The sequence below is a fragment of the Citrobacter freundii complex sp. 2025EL-00176 genome (genome assembly GCF_053309355.1).
Window position 1 is genome coordinate 183,786 of record NZ_JBRYHT010000006.1, and the last position, 25,065, is coordinate 208,850.

22 protein-coding genes are annotated in these 25,065 nt (G+C 53.0%); 11 read left to right on the top strand and 11 right to left on the bottom strand.

Features of this window, described 5'->3' with window-relative positions; genetic code table 11:
• Positions 1-12: 12 nt before the first annotated feature.
• Positions 13-2,403, bottom strand: coding sequence for a glucose/quinate/shikimate family membrane-bound PQQ-dependent dehydrogenase (locus ACVXHP_RS14170; RefSeq protein ID WP_447571680.1), 2,391 nt, complete (start codon positions 2,401-2,403; stop codon positions 13-15).
• 203 nt (positions 2,404-2,606) lie between these two features.
• On the opposite strand from ACVXHP_RS14170, the gene hpt reads away from it, so the two are divergent.
• Positions 2,607-3,143 (top strand): hypoxanthine phosphoribosyltransferase, encoded by a 537-nt coding sequence (gene hpt / locus ACVXHP_RS14175; RefSeq protein ID WP_042312274.1) that lies wholly within the window; start codon positions 2,607-2,609, stop codon positions 3,141-3,143.
• Between the two features lie 93 nt (positions 3,144-3,236).
• On the opposite strand, the gene can is transcribed toward hpt, so the two are convergent.
• The gene (gene can / locus ACVXHP_RS14180; RefSeq protein ID WP_038637306.1) at positions 3,237-3,899 is read right to left on the bottom strand and encodes a carbonate dehydratase; all 663 of its coding nucleotides are present in this window, start codon (positions 3,897-3,899) and stop codon (positions 3,237-3,239) included.
• A 108-nt stretch (positions 3,900-4,007) separates the two neighbouring features.
• Here can and ACVXHP_RS14185 point away from each other — a divergent pair, with 108 nt between their 5' ends.
• From ACVXHP_RS14185 to ACVXHP_RS14200, 4 genes are all read left to right on the top strand, one after another.
• A complete protein-coding gene (locus ACVXHP_RS14185; protein WP_447571681.1) occupies positions 4,008-4,934 on the top strand; it encodes an ABC transporter ATP-binding protein in 927 nt (308 codons plus the stop codon).
• A complete protein-coding gene (locus ACVXHP_RS14190; protein ID WP_003829467.1) occupies positions 4,931-5,701 on the top strand; it encodes an ABC transporter permease in 771 nt (256 codons plus the stop codon). The genes ACVXHP_RS14185 and ACVXHP_RS14190 overlap by 4 nt, the downstream gene beginning before the upstream one ends.
• Positions 5,702-5,804: 103 nt before the next feature.
• Positions 5,805-6,245 carry a PTS sugar transporter subunit IIA gene (locus tag ACVXHP_RS14195; RefSeq protein WP_069324038.1) on the top strand — a complete coding sequence of 147 codons (441 nt, stop codon included), beginning with the start codon at positions 5,805-5,807 and terminating at the stop codon, positions 6,243-6,245.
• A 66-nt stretch (positions 6,246-6,311) separates the two neighbouring features.
• Positions 6,312-7,541, top strand: coding sequence for a polysaccharide deacetylase family protein (locus ACVXHP_RS14200; protein WP_316130095.1), 1,230 nt, complete (start codon positions 6,312-6,314; stop codon positions 7,539-7,541).
• Positions 7,542-7,547: 6 nt separating this feature from the next.
• Here the strand turns inward: ACVXHP_RS14200 and panD are convergent, their stop codons facing one another.
• The 9 genes from panD to thpR all read right to left on the bottom strand — a co-directional run bounded on the left by panD (position 7,548) and on the right by thpR (position 14,593).
• On the bottom strand, positions 7,548-7,928 hold the full coding sequence (panD, locus tag ACVXHP_RS14205; protein WP_023178331.1) for an aspartate 1-decarboxylase: 381 nt from the start codon (positions 7,926-7,928) through the stop codon (positions 7,548-7,550).
• A gap of 94 nt (positions 7,929-8,022) precedes the next feature.
• Positions 8,023-8,877, bottom strand: coding sequence for a pantoate--beta-alanine ligase (panC, locus tag ACVXHP_RS14210; RefSeq protein WP_447571682.1), 855 nt, complete (start codon positions 8,875-8,877; stop codon positions 8,023-8,025).
• Positions 8,878-8,888: 11 nt separating this feature from the next.
• Positions 8,889-9,680: a 3-methyl-2-oxobutanoate hydroxymethyltransferase gene (panB, locus tag ACVXHP_RS14215; protein WP_316130096.1), complete on the bottom strand. Its 792-nt coding sequence runs from the start codon at positions 9,678-9,680 to the stop codon at positions 8,889-8,891.
• A gap of 120 nt (positions 9,681-9,800) precedes the next feature.
• Positions 9,801-10,280 carry a 2-amino-4-hydroxy-6-hydroxymethyldihydropteridine diphosphokinase gene (folK, locus tag ACVXHP_RS14220; RefSeq protein WP_447571683.1) on the bottom strand — a complete coding sequence of 160 codons (480 nt, stop codon included), beginning with the start codon at positions 10,278-10,280 and terminating at the stop codon, positions 9,801-9,803.
• On the bottom strand, positions 10,277-11,671 hold the full coding sequence (gene pcnB / locus ACVXHP_RS14225; RefSeq protein ID WP_204525718.1) for a polynucleotide adenylyltransferase PcnB: 1,395 nt from the start codon (positions 11,669-11,671) through the stop codon (positions 10,277-10,279). The genes folK and pcnB overlap by 4 nt, the downstream gene beginning before the upstream one ends.
• A gap of 71 nt (positions 11,672-11,742) precedes the next feature.
• Complete coding sequence (gene gluQRS / locus ACVXHP_RS14230) at positions 11,743-12,639, bottom strand: tRNA glutamyl-Q(34) synthetase GluQRS (protein ID WP_200008636.1); 897 nt, start codon at positions 12,637-12,639, stop codon at positions 11,743-11,745.
• 70 nt (positions 12,640-12,709) lie between these two features.
• Positions 12,710-13,165 (bottom strand): RNA polymerase-binding protein DksA, encoded by a 456-nt coding sequence (dksA, locus tag ACVXHP_RS14235; protein WP_003018625.1) that lies wholly within the window; start codon positions 13,163-13,165, stop codon positions 12,710-12,712.
• A 177-nt stretch (positions 13,166-13,342) separates the two neighbouring features.
• Positions 13,343-14,047 (bottom strand): DNA/RNA nuclease SfsA, encoded by a 705-nt coding sequence (gene sfsA / locus ACVXHP_RS14240; RefSeq protein WP_304702280.1) that lies wholly within the window; start codon positions 14,045-14,047, stop codon positions 13,343-13,345.
• A gap of 15 nt (positions 14,048-14,062) precedes the next feature.
• Positions 14,063-14,593, bottom strand: coding sequence for an RNA 2',3'-cyclic phosphodiesterase (gene thpR / locus ACVXHP_RS14245; RefSeq protein WP_447571684.1), 531 nt, complete (start codon positions 14,591-14,593; stop codon positions 14,063-14,065).
• A 73-nt stretch (positions 14,594-14,666) separates the two neighbouring features.
• On the opposite strand from thpR, the gene hrpB reads away from it, so the two are divergent.
• The 6 genes from hrpB (at position 14,667) to ACVXHP_RS14275 (ending at position 25,006) form a co-directional block, all read left to right on the top strand.
• Complete coding sequence (gene hrpB / locus ACVXHP_RS14250; RefSeq protein ID WP_447571685.1) at positions 14,667-17,096, top strand: ATP-dependent helicase HrpB; 2,430 nt, start codon at positions 14,667-14,669, stop codon at positions 17,094-17,096.
• A 135-nt stretch (positions 17,097-17,231) separates the two neighbouring features.
• Positions 17,232-19,772, top strand: coding sequence for a bifunctional glycosyl transferase/transpeptidase (gene mrcB, locus ACVXHP_RS14255; protein ID WP_200008640.1), 2,541 nt, complete (start codon positions 17,232-17,234; stop codon positions 19,770-19,772).
• 367 nt (positions 19,773-20,139) lie between these two features.
• Positions 20,140-20,685, top strand: coding sequence for a fimbrial protein (locus tag ACVXHP_RS14260; protein ID WP_316129967.1), 546 nt, complete (start codon positions 20,140-20,142; stop codon positions 20,683-20,685).
• 60 nt (positions 20,686-20,745) lie between these two features.
• On the top strand, positions 20,746-21,459 hold the full coding sequence (locus tag ACVXHP_RS14265) for a fimbrial biogenesis chaperone (RefSeq protein ID WP_316129966.1): 714 nt from the start codon (positions 20,746-20,748) through the stop codon (positions 21,457-21,459).
• A 38-nt stretch (positions 21,460-21,497) separates the two neighbouring features.
• Complete coding sequence (locus tag ACVXHP_RS14270) at positions 21,498-23,981, top strand: fimbria/pilus outer membrane usher protein (RefSeq protein ID WP_447571686.1); 2,484 nt, start codon at positions 21,498-21,500, stop codon at positions 23,979-23,981.
• Positions 23,982-23,995: 14 nt separating this feature from the next.
• Positions 23,996-25,006 carry a fimbrial protein gene (locus ACVXHP_RS14275; RefSeq protein WP_447571687.1) on the top strand — a complete coding sequence of 337 codons (1,011 nt, stop codon included), beginning with the start codon at positions 23,996-23,998 and terminating at the stop codon, positions 25,004-25,006.
• The last annotated feature ends 59 nt before the right edge of the window (positions 25,007-25,065 follow it).

Genomic DNA, 25,065 nt, shown 5'->3' on the forward strand with positions numbered 1-25,065 from the left:
GCGCTTTTCATTTTACTTCGCGTCGTCCGGCAATGCGTACGCCACGATATAATCGCCCATCTTCGTACCAAATGAGCCGTGACCGCCTGCGGAAATGACCACATACTGCTTGCCATTCACTTCATAGGTCATCGGTGTCGCCTGTCCACCTGCAGGTAGACGGCCTTGCCACAGTTTTTCACCGTTGCTCATATTGTAGGCGCGCAGATAGTTATCGGCGGTCGCGGCTATGAACAGCACGTTACCGGCGGTGGAGATCGGCCCTCCCAGCATCGGCATCCCCATATTGAACGGCACCTGAACCGGCATTGGGAACGGCATGCTGTCCTGTGGGGTGCCAATACGTTTTTTCCACACCACTTCATTGGTCTTCAGATCCACCGCGGAGATGTATCCCCAGGCTGGCTGCTTACACGGCAGGCCAAATGGCGACAGGAACGGATTCAGCGTGACGCCAAACGGCACGCCGTACTGTGGCTGAATCCCTGATTCTGTGCCGGTGCCTTTGGCATCTTTCGGCGGCTCCATCGGATTGCCAGGGCCGCGTGGGATCAGCTTCGACACAAACGGCAGCGCCATCGGGTTAGCAATGGCGACCTGACGGTTGGGATCAACGGAGATGCCGCCCCATTCGAACATGCCCAGGTTGCCGGGGAATACCAGCGTGCCTTGCTCCGAAGGCGGGGTGAAGATGCCCTCATAACGCAGTTGGTGGAACATCACGCGACACACCAGCTGGTCGAACATGGTGGCCCCCCACATATCCGCGCCGCTCAAATCTTTCTGCGGACGGAAACTCAGGTCGGAGAACGGCTGGGTTTTGCTGACGTAATCACCTTTGGCTGCGCCCTGCGGCACCGGTTTTTCCGGGGCAGGGACCACCAGTTCACCATTACGGCGGTCGAGCACGAAGATGTTACCGGTTTTCGCCGGGGCGTAAATGACCGGGACTTTCTGCCCTTTAACGGTGATATCCGCCAGCGTCGGCTGCGCCGGTAAGTCCATATCCCACAGATCGTGGTGAACGGTTTGATAGCTCCAGGCCAGCTTCCCGGTCGTGGCATTTAACGCCAGGATGGCGCTGGCATAACGTTCCTGCTCCGGCGTGCGGTTACCGCCCCAGATATCCGGTGTGGTGACGCCCATCGGCAGATACACCAGATCCAGCTTCGCGTCGTAGGCCGCCGGGGCCCAGGAGTTTGGTGAGTTAAAGGTGAACGTATGTTCATCTGACGGGATGAAATTGGGATCTTTGGCGCCTGGGTCGAACGCCCACAACAGCTTACCGGTATTCACGTCGAAGCCACGGATAACGCCGGAGGTTTCGCGGGTGGAGAAGTTATCGGTCACCGACCCGGCAATCACGATGGTTTTATCGGTGATGATGGGAGGTGACGTCGGTTCATACAGACCCGGCGTGGTATCCGGCATGTTGGTCTGTAGGTTGAGGATCCCTTTATTGGCGAAGGTTGTGCACAGCTTGCCCGTTTCTGCGTTCAGGGCAAACAGACGGCCATCGTTCACCGGCAGGATGATGCGGCGCGGACAGTCAGCAACCACTTCCGGGCTGGCGTTATCGGCACGTGCTTCATGATAAGAAACGCCGCGACAGGTCACGTGCTGGAAAGAGGTGTTGGTATTGAGTTGGGGATCGAAATGCCACTTCTCTTTACCACTCGCCGCATCAAGCGCAAACAGACGCTGGTGGGCGGTACACAGATAGAGCGTATCTCCAACTTTGATTGGCGTGACTTCATTGGTGATTTCACCCGGATCGTTCGGCTGTTTTAAATCACCGGTACGAAATACCCAGGCTTCTTTCAATTGATGTACGTTGTCGGCGTTAATTTGTTTTAACGGTGAGTAGCGTTGACCTTCCTGATTACGCCCGTAAGCGGGCCAGTCCTCGTCGGCCACCGGTGAAATTGCTTCGGCCGGGATGGTCTCCGCGCTCAGCGTGCCGTGTACTTCCTGCGGATCGTTGAAACCCGCCCAGGTCAGGATCCCGCCGCTAATCAGTAGTGCGACGACCAGCGCCGTTATCGCACCGCTGGAAGGGACGATCAGGTGACGCCAGACGAACGGCAGGATAAGCCAGATACCGAAGAAGACCAGGATGTCGCTACGCGGTGTTAATGCCCAGAAATCAAAGCCGACTTCCCACACTCCCCAAACCATGGTGGCGAGAAGCAGGACGGCATACAGCCAAAGCGCGGAGCGTTTACTCCGCCATAGCAGGAAGGCCACGCCGAGCATGGCCAGGCCCGCTATCGGGTAATACCAGGAGCCACCGATGGCGACCAGCCAGCCTCCGCCAATCAGGAGATAGAGTCCACAAAGTGCCGCGAACAGAGCACTCAGTGTCACGATAAGTCGTTGGGATCGTACGTTGTTATTTGCCATAAAAAATACCATCACAGGTGTTATTTCTTTAATAGCAGTTAATTATAGGAGTTAAAACGCGTGACGATTGTCACATTATGAACTTTATCAACAGATGCCGCGTATGAATGCTTTTGCTGGTATACTGCGTGCCTTGCGCTTAGATGCTCGCTTATTAAAAGTAAGCATTGAGTGATTTGTTTTTAAATCATATGGTTAGAGATATGAAACATACTGTTGAAGTCATGATCCCGGAAGCGGAGATCAAAGCGCGTATTGCTGAACTGGGACGTCAGATTAACGAACGTTATAAGGACAGCGGCAGCGATATGGTGCTGGTTGGTCTGTTACGCGGCTCATTTATGTTTATGGCGGACCTGTGCCGTGAAGTGCATGTCTCCCACGAAGTCGATTTCATGACTGCATCCAGTTATGGCAGCGGAATGTCTACCACGCGTGATGTTAAGATCCTGAAAGATCTGGATGAAGACATTCGTGGCAAGGACGTGCTGATTGTCGAGGACATCATCGACTCCGGCAACACGCTGTCTAAAGTGCGTGAGATTCTGAGCCTGCGCGAGCCGAAATCCCTGGCTATCTGTACGCTGCTGGATAAACCTTCCCGTCGTGAAGTTGATGTCCCGGTCGAGTTTATCGGATTCTCTATTCCAGATGAGTTTGTGGTCGGCTACGGCATTGACTATGCTCAGCGTTATCGCCATCTGCCGTACGTTGGCAAAGTGGTGCTGCTGGACGAGTAATTGGCTGGAGTGCCTGATGGCGCTTCGCTTATCAGGCCTACGGCGCAGGTTTGTAGGCCGGGTAAGGCATAGCCGCCTCCCGGCAATGTCACATTATTTATGGTTGCAGTGTTTCTGGCTGAGGTTAGATAAACCCTGGCGATAGCGCTGCTCCAGCGTTTCGCGACTGGTGGCGGTGACGTCGAGATCGCGCAGCAGGCCATCATGGATACCGTAGGCCCAGCCGTGAATCGTGACTTTCTGACCGCGCTTCCAGGCCGATCGCATAATCGTTGAATGACCCAGGTTATAGACCTGCTCCATGACATTCAGTTCGCACAGGGTGTCCATGCGGCGTTCCTGCGGCATTTCGCCCAGCAGTGAGCTGTGTTTAAACCAGATATCGCGAATGTGCAGTAACCAGTTATCAATCAGCCCCTGTTCTTTATTTTCAATCGCCGCCTGGACGCCGCCGCATCCGTAGTGGCCACAAATAATAATATGTTCCACTTCCAGCACATCCACCGCATACTGAACCACTGAGAGGCAGTTCAGGTCGGTGTGAATAACCAGATTGGCGACATTACGGTGGACAAATAATTCGCCCGGTTCAAGACCGGTCAATCGTTCAGCGGGAACGCGGCTGTCGGAACATCCAATCCATAGAAAACGTGGATTCTGCGCATGTGTCAGCGTTTCAAAAAATCCGGGATCCTCTTCTACCAGCATCTTTGACCATAGTGCATTGTTGCTGATGAGTGTATCTATGTCTTTCATGGAGTTGTACGACCCGAAGCCAGATAAATTCGATGGGCTAATATAGGGTAACTCCAGCATTAATTAAACTATATATAAAATGTCAGAACGTAAGGTAAGTAAAAAACCATGACCATTGCTCTGGAACTTCAAGAACTTAAGAAAACCTATCCCGGTGGCGTGCAGGCGCTACGCGGCATAGATTTACAAGTCGAAGTGGGTGATTTTTATGCGCTTTTGGGACCTAATGGCGCAGGTAAATCCACCACCATCGGCATTATCAGTTCGCTGGTGAATAAAACTTCCGGACGGGTAAGCGTCTTCGGATACGATCTCGATAAAGACACGGTTAACGCTAAACGTCAGCTTGGGCTGGTGCCGCAGGAGTTTAACTTTAACCCGTTTGAAACCGTGCAGCAGATCGTGGTCAACCAGGCAGGTTACTACGGCGTTGAGCATAAAGAAGCCGTTAAGCGTAGCGAAATATATCTAAAACAGCTCGACTTGTGGGAAAAGCGTAACGAACGTGCGCGTATGCTTTCCGGTGGGATGAAACGTCGTCTGATGATCGCGCGCGCGCTGATGCATGAGCCAAAGCTGTTGATTCTCGATGAACCAACGGCGGGCGTCGACATTGAGTTACGTCGTTCAATGTGGGGCTTTTTAAAAGATTTAAACGACAAAGGCACCACGATTATTCTGACCACCCACTATCTCGAAGAAGCGGAAATGCTGTGCCGCAATATCGGTATTATTCAGCACGGCGAGCTGGTGGAAAATACCTCCATGAAGAGCCTGCTCTCTAAACTGAAATCCGAGACCTTTATTCTCGATCTGGCGCCAAAAAGTCCGCTGCCAAAACTGGAAGGGTATCAGTATCGTCTGGTTGATACCTCGACGCTGGAAGTGGAAGTTCTGCGTGAGCAAGGGGTTAACAGCGTGTTCTCACAGCTGAGCGCCCAGGGTATTCAGGTATTGAGTATGCGTAACAAAGCGAACCGACTGGAAGAACTGTTTGTTTCTCTGGTGCATGAAAAACAAGGAGATCGCGCATGATGCAGCTTTATTGGGTTGCGCTGAAAAGCATCTGGGCGAAAGAGATCCACCGCTTTATGCGTATCTGGGTCCAGACTCTGGTTCCTCCCGTCATCACCATGACGCTCTATTTTATTATTTTTGGTAATTTGATTGGCTCGCGTATCGGCGAAATGCATGGTTTTAGCTACATGCAATTTATTGTGCCGGGGCTGATTATGATGGCGGTGATCACCAACTCGTACGCTAACGTGGCATCGTCATTCTTTAGCGCCAAGTTTCAACGCAATATTGAAGAACTGCTGGTTGCTCCGGTACCGACGCACGTCATTATCGCGGGCTTTGTCGGCGGCGGCGTGGCGCGCGGCCTGTGCGTAGGGATCCTCGTAACGGCTATTTCACTGTTCTTCGTGCCGTTCCAGGTGCACTCCTGGGTCTTTGTAGCGCTCACGCTGGTGTTGACGGCGGTACTGTTTTCGCTGGCCGGTCTGCTGAACGCGGTCTTTGCCAAAACCTTTGACGATATCAGCCTGATCCCAACCTTCGTACTGACGCCGCTGACCTATTTAGGGGGCGTGTTCTATTCGTTAACGCTGCTGCCGCCGTTCTGGCAGGGACTGTCGCACCTGAACCCAATTGTCTACATGATCAGCGGGTTCCGCTACGGTTTCCTGGGTATCCATGATGTTCCGCTGGTCACCACGTTTGGCGTGCTGGTGGTGTTCATCGCAGCGTTTTATTTGCTGTGCTGGTACCTGATCCAGCGTGGACGCGGTTTGCGCAGCTAATACTTTCTTCCTCTCTCTGTGCGGGAGAGGAAGACTTTTGATGCTTATCACCATTATGGATTTATCACACTGATAAACTACTTGCCTGCTAAGGAGGTAGGCAATGTTAGGTTGGGTAATTACCTGTCATGACGATAAGGCACAGGATATGCTGCATCGTCTGGAGCAAAAGCACGGCCCGTTGGCCCAATGCCAGGCGGTAAGTTTTTGGCGTGGGCTTAGTTCAAATATGCTGAGCCGCATGATGTGCCACGCTCTGCATGCTACTGACTCAGGCGAGGGCGTGATCTTCCTGACGGATACCGCAGGGGCCGCGCCGTACCGCGTGGCCTCGTTAATGAGCCACAAACACCCCCAGTGTGAAGTGATTTCAGGTATCAGCTATTCATTGCTTGAGCGAATGCTTTCGTCGCGGGAATCAATGAGCAGCTCTGCGTTTCGCGATTGCATTGTTGCGCTTGGCGGGCCGGAAGTCTCAAGTCTCTGGCATCAACAACAAAAAAATCCCCCCTTCGTGTTGAAGCATGATTTGTATGAGTATTAATCGTTGGTATTGATGGCGCTTTTGCTACAATAGCCGAGGTTTCTCGCCTCGGTTCGGTTATCTCATATGGTTATGCGCGTTGTGCTTATTTTGTTGCTCCTGTCTTCTGGCAGCGTAGCTGCGGCTTTGCCTGCTCGCTACATGCAAACCACCGAAGCGGCTGCCGTGTGGGCGCAGATAGGTGACAAAATGGTGACGGTGGGGAATATTCGCGCCGGGCAGATCCTCGCCGTAGAGCCGATCGCGGCAGACTATTACGAATTTACCTTTGGCTTGGGTACCGGGTTTATTGATAAGGGACATCTGGAGCCTGTTCAGGGGCGGCAGAAAGTTGACGATGGTCTGGGGGATCTCAATAAACCGCTCAGCAATCAAAGCCTGATTACCTGGAAAGATACACCGGTTTATAATGCCCCGGATGTCGGCAGCGCTCCGTTTGGCGTGCTGGCGGATAATCTGCGCTATCCCATTATCAGTAAGCTTAAAGACCGTCTTAACCAGACGTGGTACCAGATCCGCATTGGCGGCAGACTGGCCTATATCAGTGCTCTGGATGCGCAGGAAGACAACGGTATCCCGGTGTTAACCTATCATCATATTCTGCGCGATGAAGAGAATACCCGCTTTCGTCACACCTCCACGACAACCTCCGTACGCGCGTTTAGCAACCAGATGGCCTGGCTACACGACCGCGGCTACACGACGCTGACGATGTATCAGTTGGAAGGCTATGTACGCAACAATATGAACCTCCCGGCGCGGGCGGTGGTGCTGACGTTCGACGATGGTCTGAAGTCGGTGAGTCGTTATGCTTATCCGGTGTTGAAACAGAACGGTATGAAGGCGACGGCGTTTATTATCTCGTCACGCATTAAGCGCCATCCGCAGAAGTGGGACCCGAAATCGCTACAGTTTATGAGCGTCTCTGAACTGAATGAGATCAGGGACGTGTTTGACTTCCAGTCGCATACCCATTTTTTACATCGAGTGGACGCTCACCATCGGCCGATCCTGCTCAGCCGCAGCTATCACAACATTCTGTTCGATTTTGCTCGTTCGCGTCGGGCGTTGTCCCAGTTCAATTCCCACGTTCTGTATCTTTCGTATCCGTTTGGCGGTTATAACGCCACGGCGGTAAAAGCGGCGAACGACGCCGGTTTCCATCTGGCGGTAACCACGGTGAGAGGGAAGGTGAAGCCGGGAGATAATCCGATGCTGCTCAAAAGGCTGTATATTTTACGCACGGATTCGCTGGAAACGATGTCGCGGCTGATCGTCAATCAGCCGCAGGGGTAAGGGCTATCAGGCAACCTGGACCGGAATGGCTTTCGCGGTGCGCTTCATTTCGTTGTCGCCTTCAAAATAGGCCACTTTCGGGCGCCATGTCCGGGCTTCCTCATCAGACATGGTGACGAAGCTGGCGATAATCACAATGTCGCCAACCTCAGCGCAGTGCGCCGCCGCACCATTCACCGAGATGATTTTGGAGCCGCGTTCAGCCGCGATCGCATAGGTTGAGAAACGTTTCCCATTGGTCACGTTCCAGATATCAATCGCTTCGTTTTCCAGAATACCGGAGGCATCGAGGAAATCCTGGTCAATGGCACAGGAACCTTCATAGTGCAGGTCCGCCTGCGTGACTTTTACGCGGTGGAGCTTGCCTTGCAGCATGGTGCGAATCATAACTTCTATACCCTGTCGTTTATCTTGGCTAAGCAGGCGCTTGTAGCCTGCTTTGGAAATTCTCAGGCAGTATTGCCCGATTTTTAACCCCTGTCTACTGGGCTAATGTAACGCTTTGATTATCGATCAGACGCGCCTGTCCCAGCCATGCGGCGACCAGAATGACCGCACGTTTGCTGTTTTCGGTGAGTTCAAGCAGCGTGTCGGCATCGCGAATCTGAATATCGTCGGCGCGGAAGCCTTTTTCATTCAGTTCTTGCGCTGCAATGGCAATCATCTCGTCCTGATCGCGCTCACCGGCCTGTAATTTTTCGCCGATGCTGCTCATCACTTTGTATAACCCCGGGGCGATTTTACGCTGATCCGCCGTCAGGTACCCATTACGCGAGCTGAGCGCCAGACCATCTTTGGCGCGGATAATCGGCACACCGACAATTTCAATGTCGTAGCCCAGATCGGCGACCATTTTGCGAATCAGCGCCAGTTGCTGGAAATCCTTCTCGCCAAAGCAGGCGATATCCGGCTGGATCAGGTTGAACAGCTTGCTGACGATGGTCGAAACGCCGCGGAAGTGGCCCGGACGGCTGGCGCCTTCCAGCATGGTAGAGAGGCCGGGAACATCAACGTACGTCTGGCCTTCCAGCCCCTGTGGGTAGATTTCCTCAACGGCGGGAGCAAAGACATAATCAACTTTGCGTTTGTTCAGCTTTTCACAGTCTTCCTGCAGCGTGCGCGGATAGCGCACCAGATCTTCCGGTCTGTCGAATTGCATCGGGTTGACGAAAATGCTGACGATGACCACATCAGCCCGGGCTTTTGCCTCATCAACCAGTTTCATATGGCCGTCGTGCAGATTGCCCATAGTGGGAACCAATGCGACGCGTTTGCCTTCCTGACGCAGACGGCGAATATGCTGGCGTAGCAGCGGCAGAGTTTCGATAATTAACACACCTTGACTCCTTAATGGAAACTGTGTTCTTCGCCCGGATAAACGCCGGACTCCACTTCAGCCCTATACTGCCGTACGGCGGCGCGCATGTCGCCCGCTTCGGCAAGGAAATTTTTCGCGAATTTTGGAATATGACCGCCGGTGATGCCAAACGCATCGTGCATCACCAGGATCTGACCGTCGGTAACGTTACCCGCGCCGATGCCAATCACCGGAATCGACAGCGCTTCAGTAACGCGCTTCGCCAGTTCAACCGGCACGCACTCCAGCACCAGCAGTTGAGCGCCCGCCGCTTCTAAGGCCAGCGCATCATCCAGCAGTACCTGCCCGGCATCGCCGCGACCCTGAATTTTATAGCCGCCGAAGATATTCACCGATTGCGGCGTCAGCCCCAGATGGCCACAAACCGGGACGGCGCGTTCGGTGAGCATTTTCACCGTGTCAACCAGCCATGCGCCGCCTTCAATCTTGACCATATTGGCCCCCGCACGCATCACGATGGCCGCGTTTTCAAACGCTTGTTCCGGCGTGGCATAAGCCATAAACGGCAGGTCGGAGAGCAGCAGGCAGTTCGGTGCGCCACGGCGAACGGCGCGGGTGTGGTAGGCGATATCTTCCACGGTGACCGGCAGGGTGGAGTCGTGCCCCTGAATTGTCATGCCCAGGGAGTCGCCCACCAGCATCACATTGATACCTTCATCGGCGAAGAGTTTGGCAAAACTGTAGTCGTAGGCGGTAATTGTCGCGAAGCGCTTTTTCTCTTGCTTGCATTTCTGTAACAGCGAAATGGTGGTCGGTTTCATAACATTTCCTGATGATGAAAGTCATATTTACCGGCATTCTAACAGTCACATTCAGGGGGGCAATTGATTTAAGCAACCGTTTGGCACTAAAGCAGTAAACGCTAAAGAGAAGAGGAGAGTTCACCAGTGCGCGGGTTTTGCTGCGCCAAGGTGGGTGAGATACTGATGCAGGCTGATACCATCCGGAAAGATCAGATCAGGAGCGATCTCAAACAGCGGCCACAGCATAAAGCCCCGATTTTTCATATCGTAGTGCGGCACGGTCAGACGGTCGGTGTTAATCACTTCATCGCCAAACAGCATAATGTCGAGGTCCAGCGTTCGCGGTCCCCAGCGTTCGGCTTTGCGCACACGGCCCTGTTGCAGTTCAATGCGTTGGGTATGGTTAAGCAATTCTTCTGGGGCGAGAGCGGTATCCAGCGCCACGGCGGCGTTCAGATAGTCAGGCTGATGCTGTGGACCCAACGGCGGGGTACGGTAAAACGAAGAAACCGCTATGATACGACTATCAGGGATTTCGCCGATCGCTTGCACGGCAGCATTCACCTGCTCCAGTGGAGAGGCTAAATTACTGCCGATAGCAATGTAGGCGACGGTCACGCGCTACCTTCACGACGCGGCGCACGTTTGCGCGGGCGGCGGTGGCGACGGCGTTCTGGCTCTTCATCCAGCTCGTTCAGCATACCTTTTTGCTCCGGCGGCGCTGAAACCTGGAATTCACCCCACCATTGCGCCAGACGCTGCAGCTCGGCGTTATTTTCCACTTCAGCGCGCAGGGCCAGCAGGTCGTAGGCGGCGCGGAACTTCGGATGCTCCATCAGCTTCCAGGCGCGTTTGCCCTGACGACGGGACATGCGTAACTGCAACTGCCAGATATCACGGGTCAGCGAGGTCAGCCGTTTCGGGATTGCCAGCGAGCGGCAGGCTTCGTCCAGTACGTCGTTCATTGCCAGTGCGAAGGCGTCGTAATAGGCCAGACCGCTCTCTTGCGCGATTTTCTGCGCGGCTTCCAGTAACGGATACCAGAACATCGCGGCGAACAAGAACGCCGGGTTAACGCGCATATCATTGTTAATGCGGTTATCGGTGTTCTTCAGCACCTGGGCGATAATGCGTTCCATCGGGCTGTCACCGTCTTCGGTGAAGTAGCGCGTAATGGTTGGGAACAGCGGCTGGAACAGGCTGTACTCACGCAGTTTTTTATAGGTTTCATACCCATAGCCCGCCTGTAACAGCTTGAGCGCTTCTTCAAACAGGCGTGCGGGAGGAATGTCGTTCAGCAGCGTTGCCAGACGCGGGATCGGCTCTGCGGTTTCCGGGCTGATACGCATGTCGAGCTTGGCGGCAAAGCGCACGGCGCGCAGCATACGCACGGGATCTTCGCGATAGCGGGTTTCCGGATTACCAATCAGGCGAATGATGCCTTCTTCAAGGTCCTGCATGCCACCGACGTAATCACGCACGGTGAAATCGGCCACGCTGTAATACAGGCTGTTGATCGTGAAATCGCGACGTTGGGCATCTTCTTCAATGGAGCCGAAGATGTTGTCGCGCAGCAGCATACCGTTTTGCCCGCGTTGTGACGTGGTGCGATCGGCTTCGCTGCCTTCATGATGGCCGCGAAAGGTCGCCACTTCGATGATTTCCGGGCCAAACATCACATGCGCAAGGCGGAAACGGCGACCGACCAGGCGACAGTTGCGAAACAGTTTTCGCACCTGATCCGGCGTTGCGTTAGTGGTGACATCAAAATCTTTTGGCTTTTTGCCCAGCAAAAGATCGCGCACGCCTCCGCCAACCAGCCATGCCTCGTATCCGGCCTTATTGAGCCTGTACATTACCTTCAGGGCATTTTCACTGATATCTTTGCGGGAGATTGAGTGCTGCTCACGCGGGATTACCGTCATATGTGGACGGGCGACGGCGAGCTCGGCCTCGCGCTCCTCGCGGCTTAGCACCTTGCGGCAAAAATTAGCGACTCGGGTAAAAATAGTGCACCTCGGTAGTGTCAAACTTCAATCAGAACAAGTGTTGCTGTGTAAAAATAGCGGCTAATCATAGCTCAGCGTGGCGCATTTGAGAATGGCGTATTTACGATCGCTGATTCTGGCACCGTTGTCAGACTCCAGTTTTTCACTGCCAACTGAAGGATCTGATCGACCTGCATCTCCTGCCACGGGATATCCGCACGCTGGCCGAGAAAGCGCAGCGCGGCAATAATCACCGGACGTGGATCGCCATGCGGTAGGGCAGGTGCATGATTTTGTTTGGAAAGCTTAGCGCCTTGTTCGTTAAGCGCCAGCGGCAGATGAATATAGTCTGGTGCCTGCCAGCCAAACTGCTGGTACAACGAAATTTGCCGCACCGTCGGTTCGATAAGATCGGCGCCGCGCACAATTTCTGTTACGCCCTGGAAGTGGTCATCTACCACTACCGCGAGGTTATAGGCAAACAGCCCATCGCGACGGTGGATGATAAAATCTTCGCCAGCAAGTTGCGGGTCAGCCTGAATCACACCGCGCAGCCGGTCAGTAAACTGCATCACGGGGTGGCGTTGTTTAATACGCACTGCCGCCTGCTCAGGTCCGTGGCGTAACTCACGGCAGTGACCGTCGTAAATACCGCCGACGCTTTGAATACGCGCCCGCGTACAGGTGCAGTAATAGCTCAGATCCTGCTGATGCAGCCAGCTAAGCGCCTCGCGGTAGGCTTCATGGCGCTGAGATTGCCATAAAATTTCGCCATCCCAGTGCAGACCGTAATGTTCCAGCTGACGCAGGATCGTATCTGCAGCACCGGGAACTTCACGAGGGGGGTCGATATCTTCAATACGTACTCGCCAGATGCCACGCTGAGCACGAGCCTGCAGGTAACTGCCGAGGGCGGCAATCAGTGAACCGAAGTGCAGTTCGCCGGAAGGGGAAGGGGCGAAGCGGCCAATATAGTGTGAATCGCTCATTTTGCGGACTGACAAATAATAAGGCGGGAGAAACTCCCGCCTGTAGTAAACGTGGTAAAAATGACCGGAATTAACCTGCCATTTGTTTTTCGCGGATTTCTGCCAGCGTTTTGCAGTCGATACACAGATCGGCTGTCGGACGCGCTTCCAGACGGCGAATACCAATTTCTACGCCGCATGATTCGCAGTAGCCGAAATCTTCGTCTTCTACCTTCTTCAGCGTCTTCTCGATCTTTTTGATCAGTTTGCGCTCACGGTCACGGTTACGCAGCTCAAGGCTGAATTCTTCTTCCTGCGCGGCGCGGTCCACCGGGTCAGGAAAGTTAGCCGCTTCGTCTTGCATATGAGATACGGTGCGATCAACTTCATCCCTAAGTTGATTACGCCATGCCTCAAGAATACGCCTGAAGTGCGACAGCTGGGCTTCGTTCATATACTCTTCGCCCGGTTTCTCCTGGTACGGCTCCACCCCAGCGATGGCGAGAATACTCAGGGACGATGTTTTACGGTTTTGCCCTTCTTGCATGTTGCTTCTCCTTAACACGCACTATCGATCCCCATGTTCGGGGGAAAAATCAGGTCGCTATAAATAGCAGATGCTTTTCCGGATAGCAATTATCTAAACGTAACACTTGACAACCCTGTGAGGAAAAGCGTATTTGCCCACGCGCCCAGAATATTAATTAACCAAATGTTTACACCATTACAAGGTAATGGGCAATGGCTCTTTAAGAGTCATACCATGGGCAGAAAGTTCCGCTTTATAAACCAGAATTTCGACCCCCTTTTGCCGAGCTTCGACCAATAATTGCGCATATTTGGTATCAATATGGCGCGCGGGTGAAAACCGTGTAATGGCTGAATGTAGCACTGCGAAAAATATCACCGCCCGCTTACCTTCAGCCGCTACGCTCATCAATTCCCGAAGATGTTTCTGACCTCGTTCAGTGATGGCATCGGGAAAATAACCCTGATCTTTTTCCGCCAACGTGACTGATTTCACTTCAATATAGCAGTCAGGTTGGGAATCCGCCTGTAACAAAAAGTCTATACGACTCCCTTCTGCGCCGTATTTTACTTCACTTTTCAACACGCTATAACCTGAAACTTCTGAAATTAGCGACTGCTGAATCGCCTCTTTCGTTAATCTGTTCGCCCACAACGTGTTAACACAAATAAATGCCCCGGATTGCGTTTGCGTTAATTCCCAGGTATGCGGATATTTGCGTTTAGTATTTTCTGATGTCGAATACCAGACGGTATCGCCTGGCGTTGCGCATCCGGTCATTGCACCGGTATTTGGGCAGTGTAACGTTAACGTTGTGCCATCCGGTGTGATCACATCCGCTAAAAAACGCTTGTAGCGCTGGATGAGCGTAGCCGGTTGTAAAGGTGGAGAAAATTGCATGAACAGTCCCTTTGATTATTCAGTCAGCGTCCAGCGTTGCAACGGCGTGTAACGCGTGCGTCCTCGTGCGAATGAGGAGGAATAGAGCGCAAACCCGGTGACCGGAAACGACCAGCCAAAGCCCGGAGGGGGGATTGGAACCGCGTGTCCGGCATCGCGCAGCAGCGTGATATGCGGGTGAAACGGCTGCGGGCTTTGATAGCATCCGCTGCGCGAGGCCTGCGCCCGCAGCATATTCGCCAGTTGTAACAGTCCGCGCGGCGGTTGACGCATCCCCAGCCACACCACTCGTGAACGCAGCCATTGCCCGGCATCATCCAGTTTGAGCGTAAAACCGGGTTGGCGAATGCGTCCGGCTAGTTGCGACAACGCCTGTTGCTTCTCTGCGCTGACATCACCTAAAAAGGCCAGCGTCAGATGCAGATTCTCGGCGGCGACGGGACGGCCTGCTTCAGGAGGGAACTGCGCGGCTCGCCAATGGATTAACTGCTCCCGAACCTCGCCTGGCAATTCAATCGCAAAGAACAGCCTTTTTGGCTCAGACATGATGGATACTCGGTTATGAATTAACGCGATGCTACAATGCAGCGCGAAGAATGTTAACCCTCTGGAGCCATTTGTGACGTCGTTGCCCGTTGCCGCCGTAGTGTCTGAACTGCTTACTGCCCTTGATAACTCGCCGCAGGTGCTGCTGACCGCACCGACCGGTGCCGGGAAATCGACCTGGCTGCCGTTGCGACTGCTTGAGCATGGTGGCATCAAGGGGCGGATTATTTTGCTGGAGCCGCGTCGTCTGGCGGCACGCAATGTGGCGCAGCGGTTGGCGGAGTTGCTGAACGAAAAGCCCGGTGAGACCGTGGGTTATCGCATGCGCGCGCAAAGCTGCGTGGGGCCGCAGACCCGACTGGAAGTGGTGACGGAAGGCGTCCTGACGCGCATGATCCAACGCGATCCCGAACTCACGGGCGTCGGATTAGTGATCCTCGATGAATTTCACGAACGGAGCTTGCAGGCCGACCTGGCGCTGGCGCTGTTGCTGGATATACAGCAAGGTCTGCGTGACGATCTGAAACTGTTGATCATGTCCGCAACGCTCGATAACGGGCGTTTGCAGCAGTTATTGCCCGATGCGCCCATGATTATCTCAGAAGGCCGCACATTCCCGGTCGAGCGACGGTATCAGCCGCTGGCGGCACATCTGCGTTTTGACGAAGCGGTGGCGATAGCCACGGCGGAGTTACTGCGCCATGAAAGCGGGTCGCTGCTGCTGTTTTTACCGGGCGTTGGGGAAATCCTGCGCGTGCAGGAACAACTGGCAACGCGTGTGGGCAGCGATGTTGTACTGTGCCCACTGTATGGCGCGCTGACGCTTGCCGAGCAGCGGCAGGCGATTTTTCCCGCGCCGCAAGGCCAGCGCAAAGTGGTGCTGGCCACCAACATAGCTGAAACCAGCTTAACGATTGAAGGGATTCGGTTGGTGGTGGACTGCGCTCAGGAGCGCGTGGCGCGTTATGACGCACGCACGGGACTGACCCGATTGCTTACCCAGCGCATCAGTCAGGCCTCAATGACTCAGCGAGCGGGACGCGCAGGGCGTTTGGAACCCGGAATTTGTCTGCACCTGCTTGCCAAAGAGCAGGCGGAAAGAGCGGCTTCGCAAGGGGAGCCGGAGATTTTACAGAGCGATCTGTCCGGGTTACTGATGGAGTTGCTGCAATGGGGATGCGCCGACCCCGCGCAACTCAACTGGCTGGATACGCCGCCCGCCATCAACCTGCAGGCGGCAAAACGATTGTTGCAAATGCTGGGTGCGCTTGCGGGCGACAGGCTCAGCGCTCGCGGGCAGAAAATGGCGATGTTGGGGAACGATCCTCGCCTGGCGGCGATGCTGGTCAGCGCCCACAATGATACCGAAGCGGCAACGGCGGCAAAACTGGCTGCGATTCTGGAAGAGCCGCCGCGTGGCGGACAAACCGATCTGCTAGCGGCTTTTTCACGCAATCAGCCCGCCTGGCAGCAGCGCAGTCAACAATTGCTGAAACGGCTTAACGTTCGCAGCGGACAGCCCGACAGTACGCTGCTCTCCCCGTTACTGGCGCAGGCGTTTGCCGACCGGATCGCGCGTCGACGCGGGCAGGAAGGGCGCTATCAACTGGCTAATGGTATGGGGGCAATGCTGGATGCCGATGACGCTTCAGGACGCCATGAATGGCTGATAGCGCCGCTGTTGCTACAGGGCAGCGCTTCGCCGGATGCGCGTATTCTGCTGGCCCTGCCGCTGGATATCGATGCGCTGATGCAGACCTGTCCAGAACTGCTCCAGCAATCCGACACTATCGAGTGGGATGAAACTCAGGGTACGTTAAAGGCCTTACGCCGCTCGCGCATCGGTCAGCTCACGGTAAAAGTCCAGCCGCTGGCTAAACCCTCGGAAGAGGAATTGCACCAGGCGATGTTGAATGGCATTCGCGATAAAGGGCTAAGTGTGCTCAACTGGACGCCGGAAGCCGAGCAGTTTCGGCTACGTTTACAATGTGCGGCGAACTGGCTGCCAGAATACGATTGGCCTGCGGTAGATGAGGATTCTCTGCTGGCGACGCTGGAGACTTGGCTGTTGCCGCACATGAGCGGTGTACACTCTTTACGCGCGTTAAAAGCATTAAATGTGGGTCAGGCGTTGCGCGGTTTGCTGGACTGGTCAATGCTGCAACGTCTGGATAGTGAACTGCCGGCGCATTACACTGTGCCGACGGGAAGTCGGATAGCCATTCGCTATCATGAGGATAATCCCCCGGTACTGGCGGTGCGGATGCAGGAAATGTTTGGCGAAGCGAAGACGCCAACCATCGCCCAGGGCCGCGTTCCGCTGGTGCTGGAGCTGCTGTCTCCGGCCCAACGACCGCTACAGGTGACCAGCGATCTGAGCGCGTTCTGGCAGGGATCGTACCGCGAGGTGCAAAAAGAGATGAAAGGGCGTTATCCGAAACACGTCTGGCCGGACGATCCGGCGAATACCGCGCCAACGCGGCGTACGAAGAAGTATTCGTAATGCAACTGTAGGCCCGATAAGGCAAAGCCGTTATCCGGCATAAATACAGCAGAAAATTGAGAGATTTCTTCTTCTGTCGCGGGACGGAAGAACAGAGAATCGGGCCCTTGCGCCTGAATGTTGCGGAGAAAAAGCATGGCGGGGAATGACCGCGAGCCAATTGGACGTAAAGGGAAACCATCGCGTCCGGTAAAACAAAAGGTGAGCCGTCGTCAACTCAGAGATGAAGAGTATGACGACGATTATGATGATGATGACTATGAGGATGAAGAACCGATGCCGCGTAAGGGTAAGGGCAAAGGGCGTAAGCCTCGTGGTAAGCGCGGCTGGTTCTGGCTGCTGGTAAAACTGTCGATTGTCTTTTTGGTGCTGATCGCCATTTACGGCGTGTATCTGGACCAAAAAATTCGTAGCCGTATTGATGGCAAAGTCTGGCAACTTCCGGCGGCGGTGTATGGCCGTATGGTTAACCTTGAGCCAGAAATGCCCATCGGCAAGAACGAGATGGTGAAGCTGCTGGAGGCCACGCAGTATCGTCAGGTGACGAAAATGACGCGTCCGGGCGAATTCACCGTACAGGCGAAGAGCATTGAGATGATTCGCCGTCCGTTTGACTTCCCGGACAGCAAAGAAGGGCAGGTGCGCGCGCGTCTGACCTTTGACGGCGATCATCTGGACACCATCGAGAATATGGATAACAACCGCCAGTTCGGTTTCTTCCGTCTCGATCCCCGTCTGATCACCATGCTCTCTTCGCCTAACGGCGAACAGCGTCTGTTTGTCCCGCGTAGCGGCTTCCCGGATCTGCTGGTGGACACGCTGTTGGCGACAGAAGACCGTCACTTCTATGAGCACGACGGGATCAGCCTCTATTCCATTGGCCGTGCCGTGCTGGCGAACCTGACGGCAGGTCGTACGGTACAAGGGGCCAGTACGCTGACCCAGCAGTTGGTGAAGAACCTGTTCCTCTCCAGCGAGCGCTCCTACTGGCGTAAAGCCAACGAAGCCTATATGGCGCTGATCATGGATGCGCGTTACAGCAAAGACCGCATTCTTGAGCTGTACATGAACGAAGTCTATCTCGGCCAGAGCGGCGACAACGAGATCCGTGGCTTCCCGCTGGCGAGCCTGTATTACTTCGGGCGTCCGGTTGAAGAGTTAAGTCTCGACCAACAGGCACTGCTGGTTGGGATGGTGAAAGGGGCGTCGATTTATAACCCGTGGCGTAACCCGAAACTGGCGCTGGAGCGTCGTAACCTGGTGCTGCGTCTGCTGCAACAGCAGCAGATTATCGACCAGGATCTGTATGACATGCTGAGCGCGCGTCCGTTAGGCGTGCAACCGCGCGGCGGGGTGATCTCCCCGCAGCCTGCCTTTATGCAGATGGTGCGTCAGGAGCTACAGGCGAAGCTCGGCGATAAAGTTAAAGATCTCTCCGGCGTGAAAATTTTCACCACCTTTGATTCCGTGGCGCAGGACGCTGCAGAAAAAGCGGCGGTGGAAGGCATTCCGGTGCTGAAGAAACAACGTAAGCTGAGCGATCTGGAAACGGCGATTGTGGTGGTTGACCGCTTTAGCGGCGAAGTTCGCGCCATGGTCGGTGGGGCAGAGCCGCAGTTTGCGGGCTATAACCGTGCGATGCAGGCGCGTCGTTCGATTGGTTCCCTGGCGAAACCTGCGACCTATCTGACGGCACTCAGCCAGCCGAAGCTGTACCGGCTGAATACCTGGATTGCCGATGCGCCAATTGCGCTGCGTCAACCGAACGGCCAGGTGTGGTCGCCGCAGAACGATGACCGTCGCTATAGCGAAAGCGGTAAAGTGATGCTGGTGGACGCGTTAACGCGCTCAATGAACGTTCCTACGGTGAATCTGGGGATGGCGCTGGGCTTGCCTGCCGTGACCGATACTTGGCTGAAGCTGGGCGCGCCGAAAGATCAGCTTAACCCGGTTCCGGCTATGCTGCTTGGGGCGCTGAACCTGACGCCAATCGAAGTGGCGCAGGCGTTCCAGACTATCGCTAGCGGTGGGAACCGCGCGCCGCTGTCGGCGCTGCGCTCGGTGATTGCCGAAGATGGCACGGTGTTGTATCAGAGCTTCCCGCAGGCTGAGCGTGCCGTTCCGGCGCAGGCTGCGTATATGACGCTGTGGACCATGCAGCAGGTAGTTCAGCGTGGTACGGGCCGCCAGCTTGGCGCGAAGTATCCTGGGCTGCATCTGGCAGGTAAAACCGGGACCACCAACAACAACGTTGATACCTGGTTCGCCGGGATCGACGGCAGCCAGGTGACCATTACCTGGGTGGGCCGTGATAACAACCAGCCAACCAAGCTGTACGGTGCCAGCGGCGCGATGTCGATTTATCAGCGTTATCTGGCCAACCAGACGCCAACCCCGCTGGTGCTGACGCCACCGGAGGATGTAGTGGATATGGGCGTGGACTATGACGGCAACTTCGTGTGTAGCGGGGGTATGCGCACGCTGCCGGTATGGACCACCGATCCTGACTCACTGTGTCAGCAGGGGGAAATGCAGCAGCAGTCTGGTAATCCGTTCGATCAATCTTCTCAACAGCCGCAGCAACAGCAGCCTCAACAGCAGCAACCAGCGCAGCAAGAGAAGAAAGACAGCGACGGCGTAGCGGGCTGGATTAAGGATATGTTCGGCGGGAACTAAAGACGCTGTGGTACATAAAATGGTCGCGCAGGAGATGAGCGGCCATTTTTTTTCGTTTTGTTTTATATTAATTCTGTGAATACAAGCCTTTGCTGTAGTTTTATTTAATATTCATTTCAGTAAATTTAAAGGCAAACATTATATTCTTTAGATTCAATGGGGTAGGTTAATTTAATTAATGGTTTGTATGTTTGCTGTGCTTTTTTTTATCTTGTAAATACGTTATTGTTTATAATGTATTAATCAGGGATAGATTATGCAAGACACTCACAATATATTCAGTAAGCATTTGGATTTTCATCTTTCTCTTCCCCTGTAGGAAATACACCTCTCTGGTCATAAAATTATGTAATGTAAGGAACACATTATGTGCAAAAAAAAGTTATCTGCGTGGTTTATCGGTTTATTTGCTTTTAGCGTGGTACCGTCCGTATTTGCCGTTGACACTGGCACCGTTACCTTTACAGGAAAGATAATTGAAGATACCTGTGATGTGAATGTCAATAATATGGGTGCCAATGGGACGGTGACATTTAGCGATTTGTATCCAAGCGCGTTCGGCGCCGATGATGCTGAAGGGGAAAGTCAGGCCTTTGATATCGCCTTAACCGGTTGCGATACCAATATATCAAACATCAATATTAAATTTGATGGCACGCGAGTTGCGAATAAAGGCGAAGAAGTGCTGCAGGCAACAGGAACAGCAACGAACGTGGGTATTCGTCTTCTTGACTGGTCAAATGCTGCAGTTAAATTTGATGGTTCTGAGCCTTTGACTGGATCAGACAAACAGCTGGGGACTACCGGAGAGACGACGTTTAGCTATACCGCAAAAGTCGTTCAGGTGGGCGACGCCGCACCAACAGCAGGTACCTACACTGCCGAAGCGACCTATTCGTTAATCTATCGTTAATTGATAAACAGAAGCAGGCTCGCTTACCGGGTCTGCTTCTCCAATGGAATGGAGCTGTTTATGCAAAGGATTACCGCTATTTTTGTCCTTTTCCTGTGTGCTTTTGTTCATTCTGTACAGGCAGGCGTTGTGATTGGTGGGACGCGGATTATCTATCCGGAGAAGCAAAGTGAAGTACAGGTTTCATTAAGAAACAAAGATAAGGATGAGCGCTATCTGGTACAAAGTTGGGTAAGTAATGTTGATGATACAAAAGCCCCTTTTGTCATCACACCACCCATTTATAAGCTGGAAGAAAATCGTAAGACGTTATTACATGTCATCTACACGGGTGACGGAAAATCATTACCTCAAGACCGTGAATCGATCTTTATCATGAACGTAAAATCGGTCTCGGCTATTCCTCCAGAGTTAAAAAATAAAAATACGCTACAGTTTGCAGTTAAAACAAAAATCAAATTATTCTGGCGGCCTGAAAAATTGAGCGGTAGCGCTGCCGAGACGGCATGGCAAAAATTACAATTTCGTCGTCAGGGAACCCAACTTATCGCTAAAAACCCAACACCTTTTTATATCTCATTCGGTAAATTAACCGTTGGCGGAAAAGATGTTTCACCTCCCAACGATAAAACGATTCCTTCTGCACTCACTATGATGGTTGCGCCATTCAGTGAGCATTACTTTCAACTTTCCAGTGAAAGTGGTGGAGAAGTTAGCTGGACGGCTATCAATGACTTTGGAGCGGAAACGAAATCGCATAAGCAGTCTTTATAACGAGGCTGCCCCGTTTAACTGAATGAGAGAGCCCCGTTATGTCTGAGCAAGTCACTGCCCGGTTCTTTGTTCTAAACGCTATTCTTATTGGTTTATATTCTGCCTCCGGTTCTGCATGTGCGGAAGACTATTTTAATTTAAGCGTGTTGGAAACGGGCTCTCCTCTGGAAAATACGGGGGCGATTGCCGAATATTTAAAGAACAATGGATTAATGGCCGGTCGTTATTTAACTGTCATTGTCTGGGGACAGGATACAATCGAGAAAAAAACGCTGGATTATGTTCTTTCAAAAGATCGGAATAAGCTGCTACCTCAATTTACTAAGGGGCAGTTACGTCAACTTGGGGTGAAAGTTGACGCGGTGAAGGCATTTTCTTCGCTGGCTGAAGACGCTATCGTTACTGATATCGCTGATTATATTCCAGATGCGAGCTATGACTTTAGTCCTGATACCCAAACACTACATTTGCGCATTCCGCAAATTTATCGCGATGCCAGCGCAGCCGGGGAGATCGATCCGCAGTATTGGGATGACGGACTGCCCGTATTGTGGTCGAGTTACTACGTTTCAGGCGCGCAGCAAAAAAATGATACGGGAAACAGCGTTACCCATTGGGCAAACGTTACTTCGGGGCTGAATATTGGCCCATGGCGGCTACGTAACAATAGCAGTTGGGGGAATGAGGATGGCTGGGAATCAATCAGCACCCTTTTACAGCGCGATATTAAAATCCTGAAAAGTCAGCTGGAGCTGGGGCAAACCTATACCAATGGTGACTTGTTCGATAGCGTACAGATGACCGGAATCAAGCTGGAGACGGACACCAGCATGCTACCCAGTAGTCAGCAAGGTTTCGCGCCGGTTGTGCGCGGGATCGCGAACGGTGATGCGAAAGTCACGGTGAAGCAAAATGGCTACATTATCTATCAAACCTACGTTTCCTCAGGTCCCTTTGAGATTCGTGACCTTAGCCAGGTAACGGCTGGTTCTGATTTAGAGGTAACTGTCCAGGAAGCGGATGGTTCGGAACGTAGCTTTATTCAGGCCAGTTCCTCAGTGCCGATTTTACAGCGTGAAGGCGCCGTTAAATACAGTATTGCTGCAGGGCGTTATCGCGATGTCGATAATGGCGAAGAGCCCAGCTTTGGTCAGGCGACGGTGATTTATGGTTTACCCTATGGTGTCACGATTTATGGTGGTGCGTTGGGCGCGTCCATTTACCGTTCAGGCGTGGTAGGTATTGGGGCTGATTTGCGTACGCTGGGGTCGCTGTCAATGGATTTTACGGCTGCCAGCGCTTCGTTTGATGATGGTGACGGTGACTCGGAAGGTGGGTCGTGGCGGGCGCAGTATGCCAAAGATTTTCCGCTGACAAATACCACGGTAACGCTGGCAAGCTATCGCTACTCCACCTCGGGTTTTTATACGTTCCAGGAGGCGATTGATATGCGGAGCGACGACCGTGACGACGACAGCATTTACAGTTATCGCGATACCAATAATCGCCGCAGCCGTCTGCAGGTGAATTTATCGCAAGCATTAGGTGAGTGGGGATCGTTTTATATCAATGCCTATCAGCAAGATTATTGGCATCTTGAGGGGCATGAGCGCAGCACTAGTATGGGGTATAGCAGTAACTGGCAAGGGATAAACTGGTCGGTGAATTATAGCCTGACGAAAACACCATCAACGGAAAGCGATCGGCAGTTTTCACTGATGGTGAGTATTCCACTTTCACAGTGGCTTCCCAATTCATGGGCAACATATTCACTAAACAATTCCCAACACGGGAATACCTCGCACCAGCTTGGGATCAGCGGCACGCTGCTGGAGGACAATAACTTTAGCTATAACCTGCAACAAAGCTATACCGATAACAATACGGGATACGGCAGTTATTTATCCGGTCGTTATCGTGCTTCATCGGGCGAATTTAGCACCAGCTACAGCTCACAGGGCGATAATCATCAATTGAGCTACAGTGCCCAAGGTTCCATTGTCGCGCACCCTCATGGTGTTACGCTGGGACGCTCGATTCAGGATGCTTTTGCTGTGGTGCATATTGATGATGGCAAGGATGTCAGAATTCATAGTTCGCAGGGTATTTATACCGACCGTTGGGGGAATGCGGTAGTGCCGACGTTAACCAACTATCGCCATAACGCGATTACCGTTAATACCCAAAAACGTGATGACCTGGATATTCAGGATGCTTCACTGGATGTTATTCCAACCAAAGGGGCCGCCGTAGCCGCTAATTTTACGGCGAGATCCGGCAAGCGCGCATTATTAACGCTGAAATATCGTGGCGGAGAGGTTCCTTTCGGGGCTGTACTGAGTATGGATGGCGCGACATCGATTGTTGGCAGTGACGGTGAGGTTTATGTCACAGGCTTGAAAGGCGTGCAATCTTTTAGCGTGCAGTGGGGCCGGGCCGCGGATGAACAATGCCATGGGCAGGTTTCTGTGCCTGAGTCATCGACTGCACGCGTATGGCTTGCGACGGCAAATTGCCAATAATTCAGGGATGAATAATGACAAGAACGAGAATATTCTTTTATTTACACGCGATAATCCTGCTGGTTTTCTACGCCTGCTTTAATTCGTCTGCATGGGCGGGTTGCAGCATTACAAGCGCAGGAGCCACGCCAGCTATGGTTACCTTCACTATTCCACCGATTGTGGTAAGCAGTGATGCAGAACCTTGGACTATCTTGTATTCGGAACATTTAAACAGCGCGGCGATTAAAGTGACGTGCAGTGCCAAGGGAAATATCTATCAGGGCTATACGGTATTAAGTGATGCCGATCTGGTGACCAATAGCGCACTGGAGAAAGTTTACGCAACAAATATCCCTGGTATCGGTTTTCGAGCTGGTTGGGGGAACAATACAAGCTCTCCACTTTCAAGCGGTAACTTGATTTCTCCATGGCACTTGGGAAGCTCAACGGTGAATCCTGGGGATGGTACTTACCCTATAACGCTGAATGCAGGGATCGAACTGGTCGTTACAGGACCGATTGGCAGCGGGTTATTAGACACCAGTAAGCTGGTCGCTGACTGGAAGTATGACGATATTGTTATTGGGCAGCTTCGATTTACTGCTACCAGCATTAACGTACAGGCGAATACCTGTAATCTGGCGGAGAAAAACATTACCGTCCCCTTAAGTTCAATGACGACCAGTGAATTTAATAGTAATTTCTCAGATATAGTCTCTGATAGCCGTTTTCAAATTCAGTTAGATCAATGTGCTGCTAATGTTCAGGTGGATTATAAATTCACTACCTCTGGCTCTACCGGCGTTAGCAACGGTCATACGTTGAAAATTGCAACCGGTTCAGGAGCGGCAGAAGGTGTTGGGATCCAGATATTGGATAGCAACAATAGCGTTCTGTTATTCGACAAGGACTATACGGCGGTGGCAAAAACTACGGAGAACCAATCGGTATATATCCCGCTAAAGGCTCGCTACATTAAAACCGGAGCCATCAAAGGCGGTGATGTGAATGCTGTGGCGACCTTTGAGGTGAGCTACCGTTAAGTTCGTTACCTCAGATAATTGGCAGTCACTAATAATCTCTGGCAAGTAGTTTTTTCATT

What these genes read in the sequence shown, in the direction of transcription:
- ACVXHP_RS14270 (WP_447571686.1), top strand. Translation starts at nt 21,498, where the DNA reads ATGTCTGAGCAAGTCACTGCCCGGTTCTTTGTTCTAAACGCTATTCTT.
- ACVXHP_RS14195 (WP_069324038.1), top strand. Translation starts at nt 5,805, where the DNA reads ATGTTAGGTTGGGTAATTACCTGTCATGACGATAAGGCACAGGATATG.
- dksA (WP_003018625.1), bottom strand. Translation starts at nt 13,165, where the DNA reads ATGCAAGAAGGGCAAAACCGTAAAACATCGTCCCTGAGTATTCTCGCC.
- panD (WP_023178331.1), bottom strand. Translation starts at nt 7,928, where the DNA reads ATGATTCGCACCATGCTGCAAGGCAAGCTCCACCGCGTAAAAGTCACG.
- ACVXHP_RS14265 (WP_316129966.1), top strand. Translation starts at nt 20,746, where the DNA reads ATGCAAAGGATTACCGCTATTTTTGTCCTTTTCCTGTGTGCTTTTGTT.
- panB (WP_316130096.1), bottom strand. Translation starts at nt 9,680, where the DNA reads ATGAAACCGACCACCATTTCGCTGTTACAGAAATGCAAGCAAGAGAAA.
- gluQRS (WP_200008636.1), bottom strand. Translation starts at nt 12,639, where the DNA reads ATGAGCGATTCACACTATATTGGCCGCTTCGCCCCTTCCCCTTCCGGC.
- sfsA (WP_304702280.1), bottom strand. Translation starts at nt 14,047, where the DNA reads ATGCAATTTTCTCCACCTTTACAACCGGCTACGCTCATCCAGCGCTAC.
- ACVXHP_RS14170 (WP_447571680.1), bottom strand. Translation starts at nt 2,403, where the DNA reads ATGGCAAATAACAACGTACGATCCCAACGACTTATCGTGACACTGAGT.
- can (WP_038637306.1), bottom strand. Translation starts at nt 3,899, where the DNA reads ATGAAAGACATAGATACACTCATCAGCAACAATGCACTATGGTCAAAG.
- hpt (WP_042312274.1), top strand. Translation starts at nt 2,607, where the DNA reads ATGAAACATACTGTTGAAGTCATGATCCCGGAAGCGGAGATCAAAGCG.
- ACVXHP_RS14185 (WP_447571681.1), top strand. Translation starts at nt 4,008, where the DNA reads ATGACCATTGCTCTGGAACTTCAAGAACTTAAGAAAACCTATCCCGGT.
- thpR (WP_447571684.1), bottom strand. Translation starts at nt 14,593, where the DNA reads ATGTCTGAGCCAAAAAGGCTGTTCTTTGCGATTGAATTGCCAGGCGAG.
- ACVXHP_RS14200 (WP_316130095.1), top strand. Translation starts at nt 6,312, where the DNA reads ATGGTTATGCGCGTTGTGCTTATTTTGTTGCTCCTGTCTTCTGGCAGC.
- ACVXHP_RS14260 (WP_316129967.1), top strand. Translation starts at nt 20,140, where the DNA reads ATGTGCAAAAAAAAGTTATCTGCGTGGTTTATCGGTTTATTTGCTTTT.
- ACVXHP_RS14190 (WP_003829467.1), top strand. Translation starts at nt 4,931, where the DNA reads ATGATGCAGCTTTATTGGGTTGCGCTGAAAAGCATCTGGGCGAAAGAG.
- ACVXHP_RS14275 (WP_447571687.1), top strand. Translation starts at nt 23,996, where the DNA reads ATGACAAGAACGAGAATATTCTTTTATTTACACGCGATAATCCTGCTG.
- mrcB (WP_200008640.1), top strand. Translation starts at nt 17,232, where the DNA reads ATGGCGGGGAATGACCGCGAGCCAATTGGACGTAAAGGGAAACCATCG.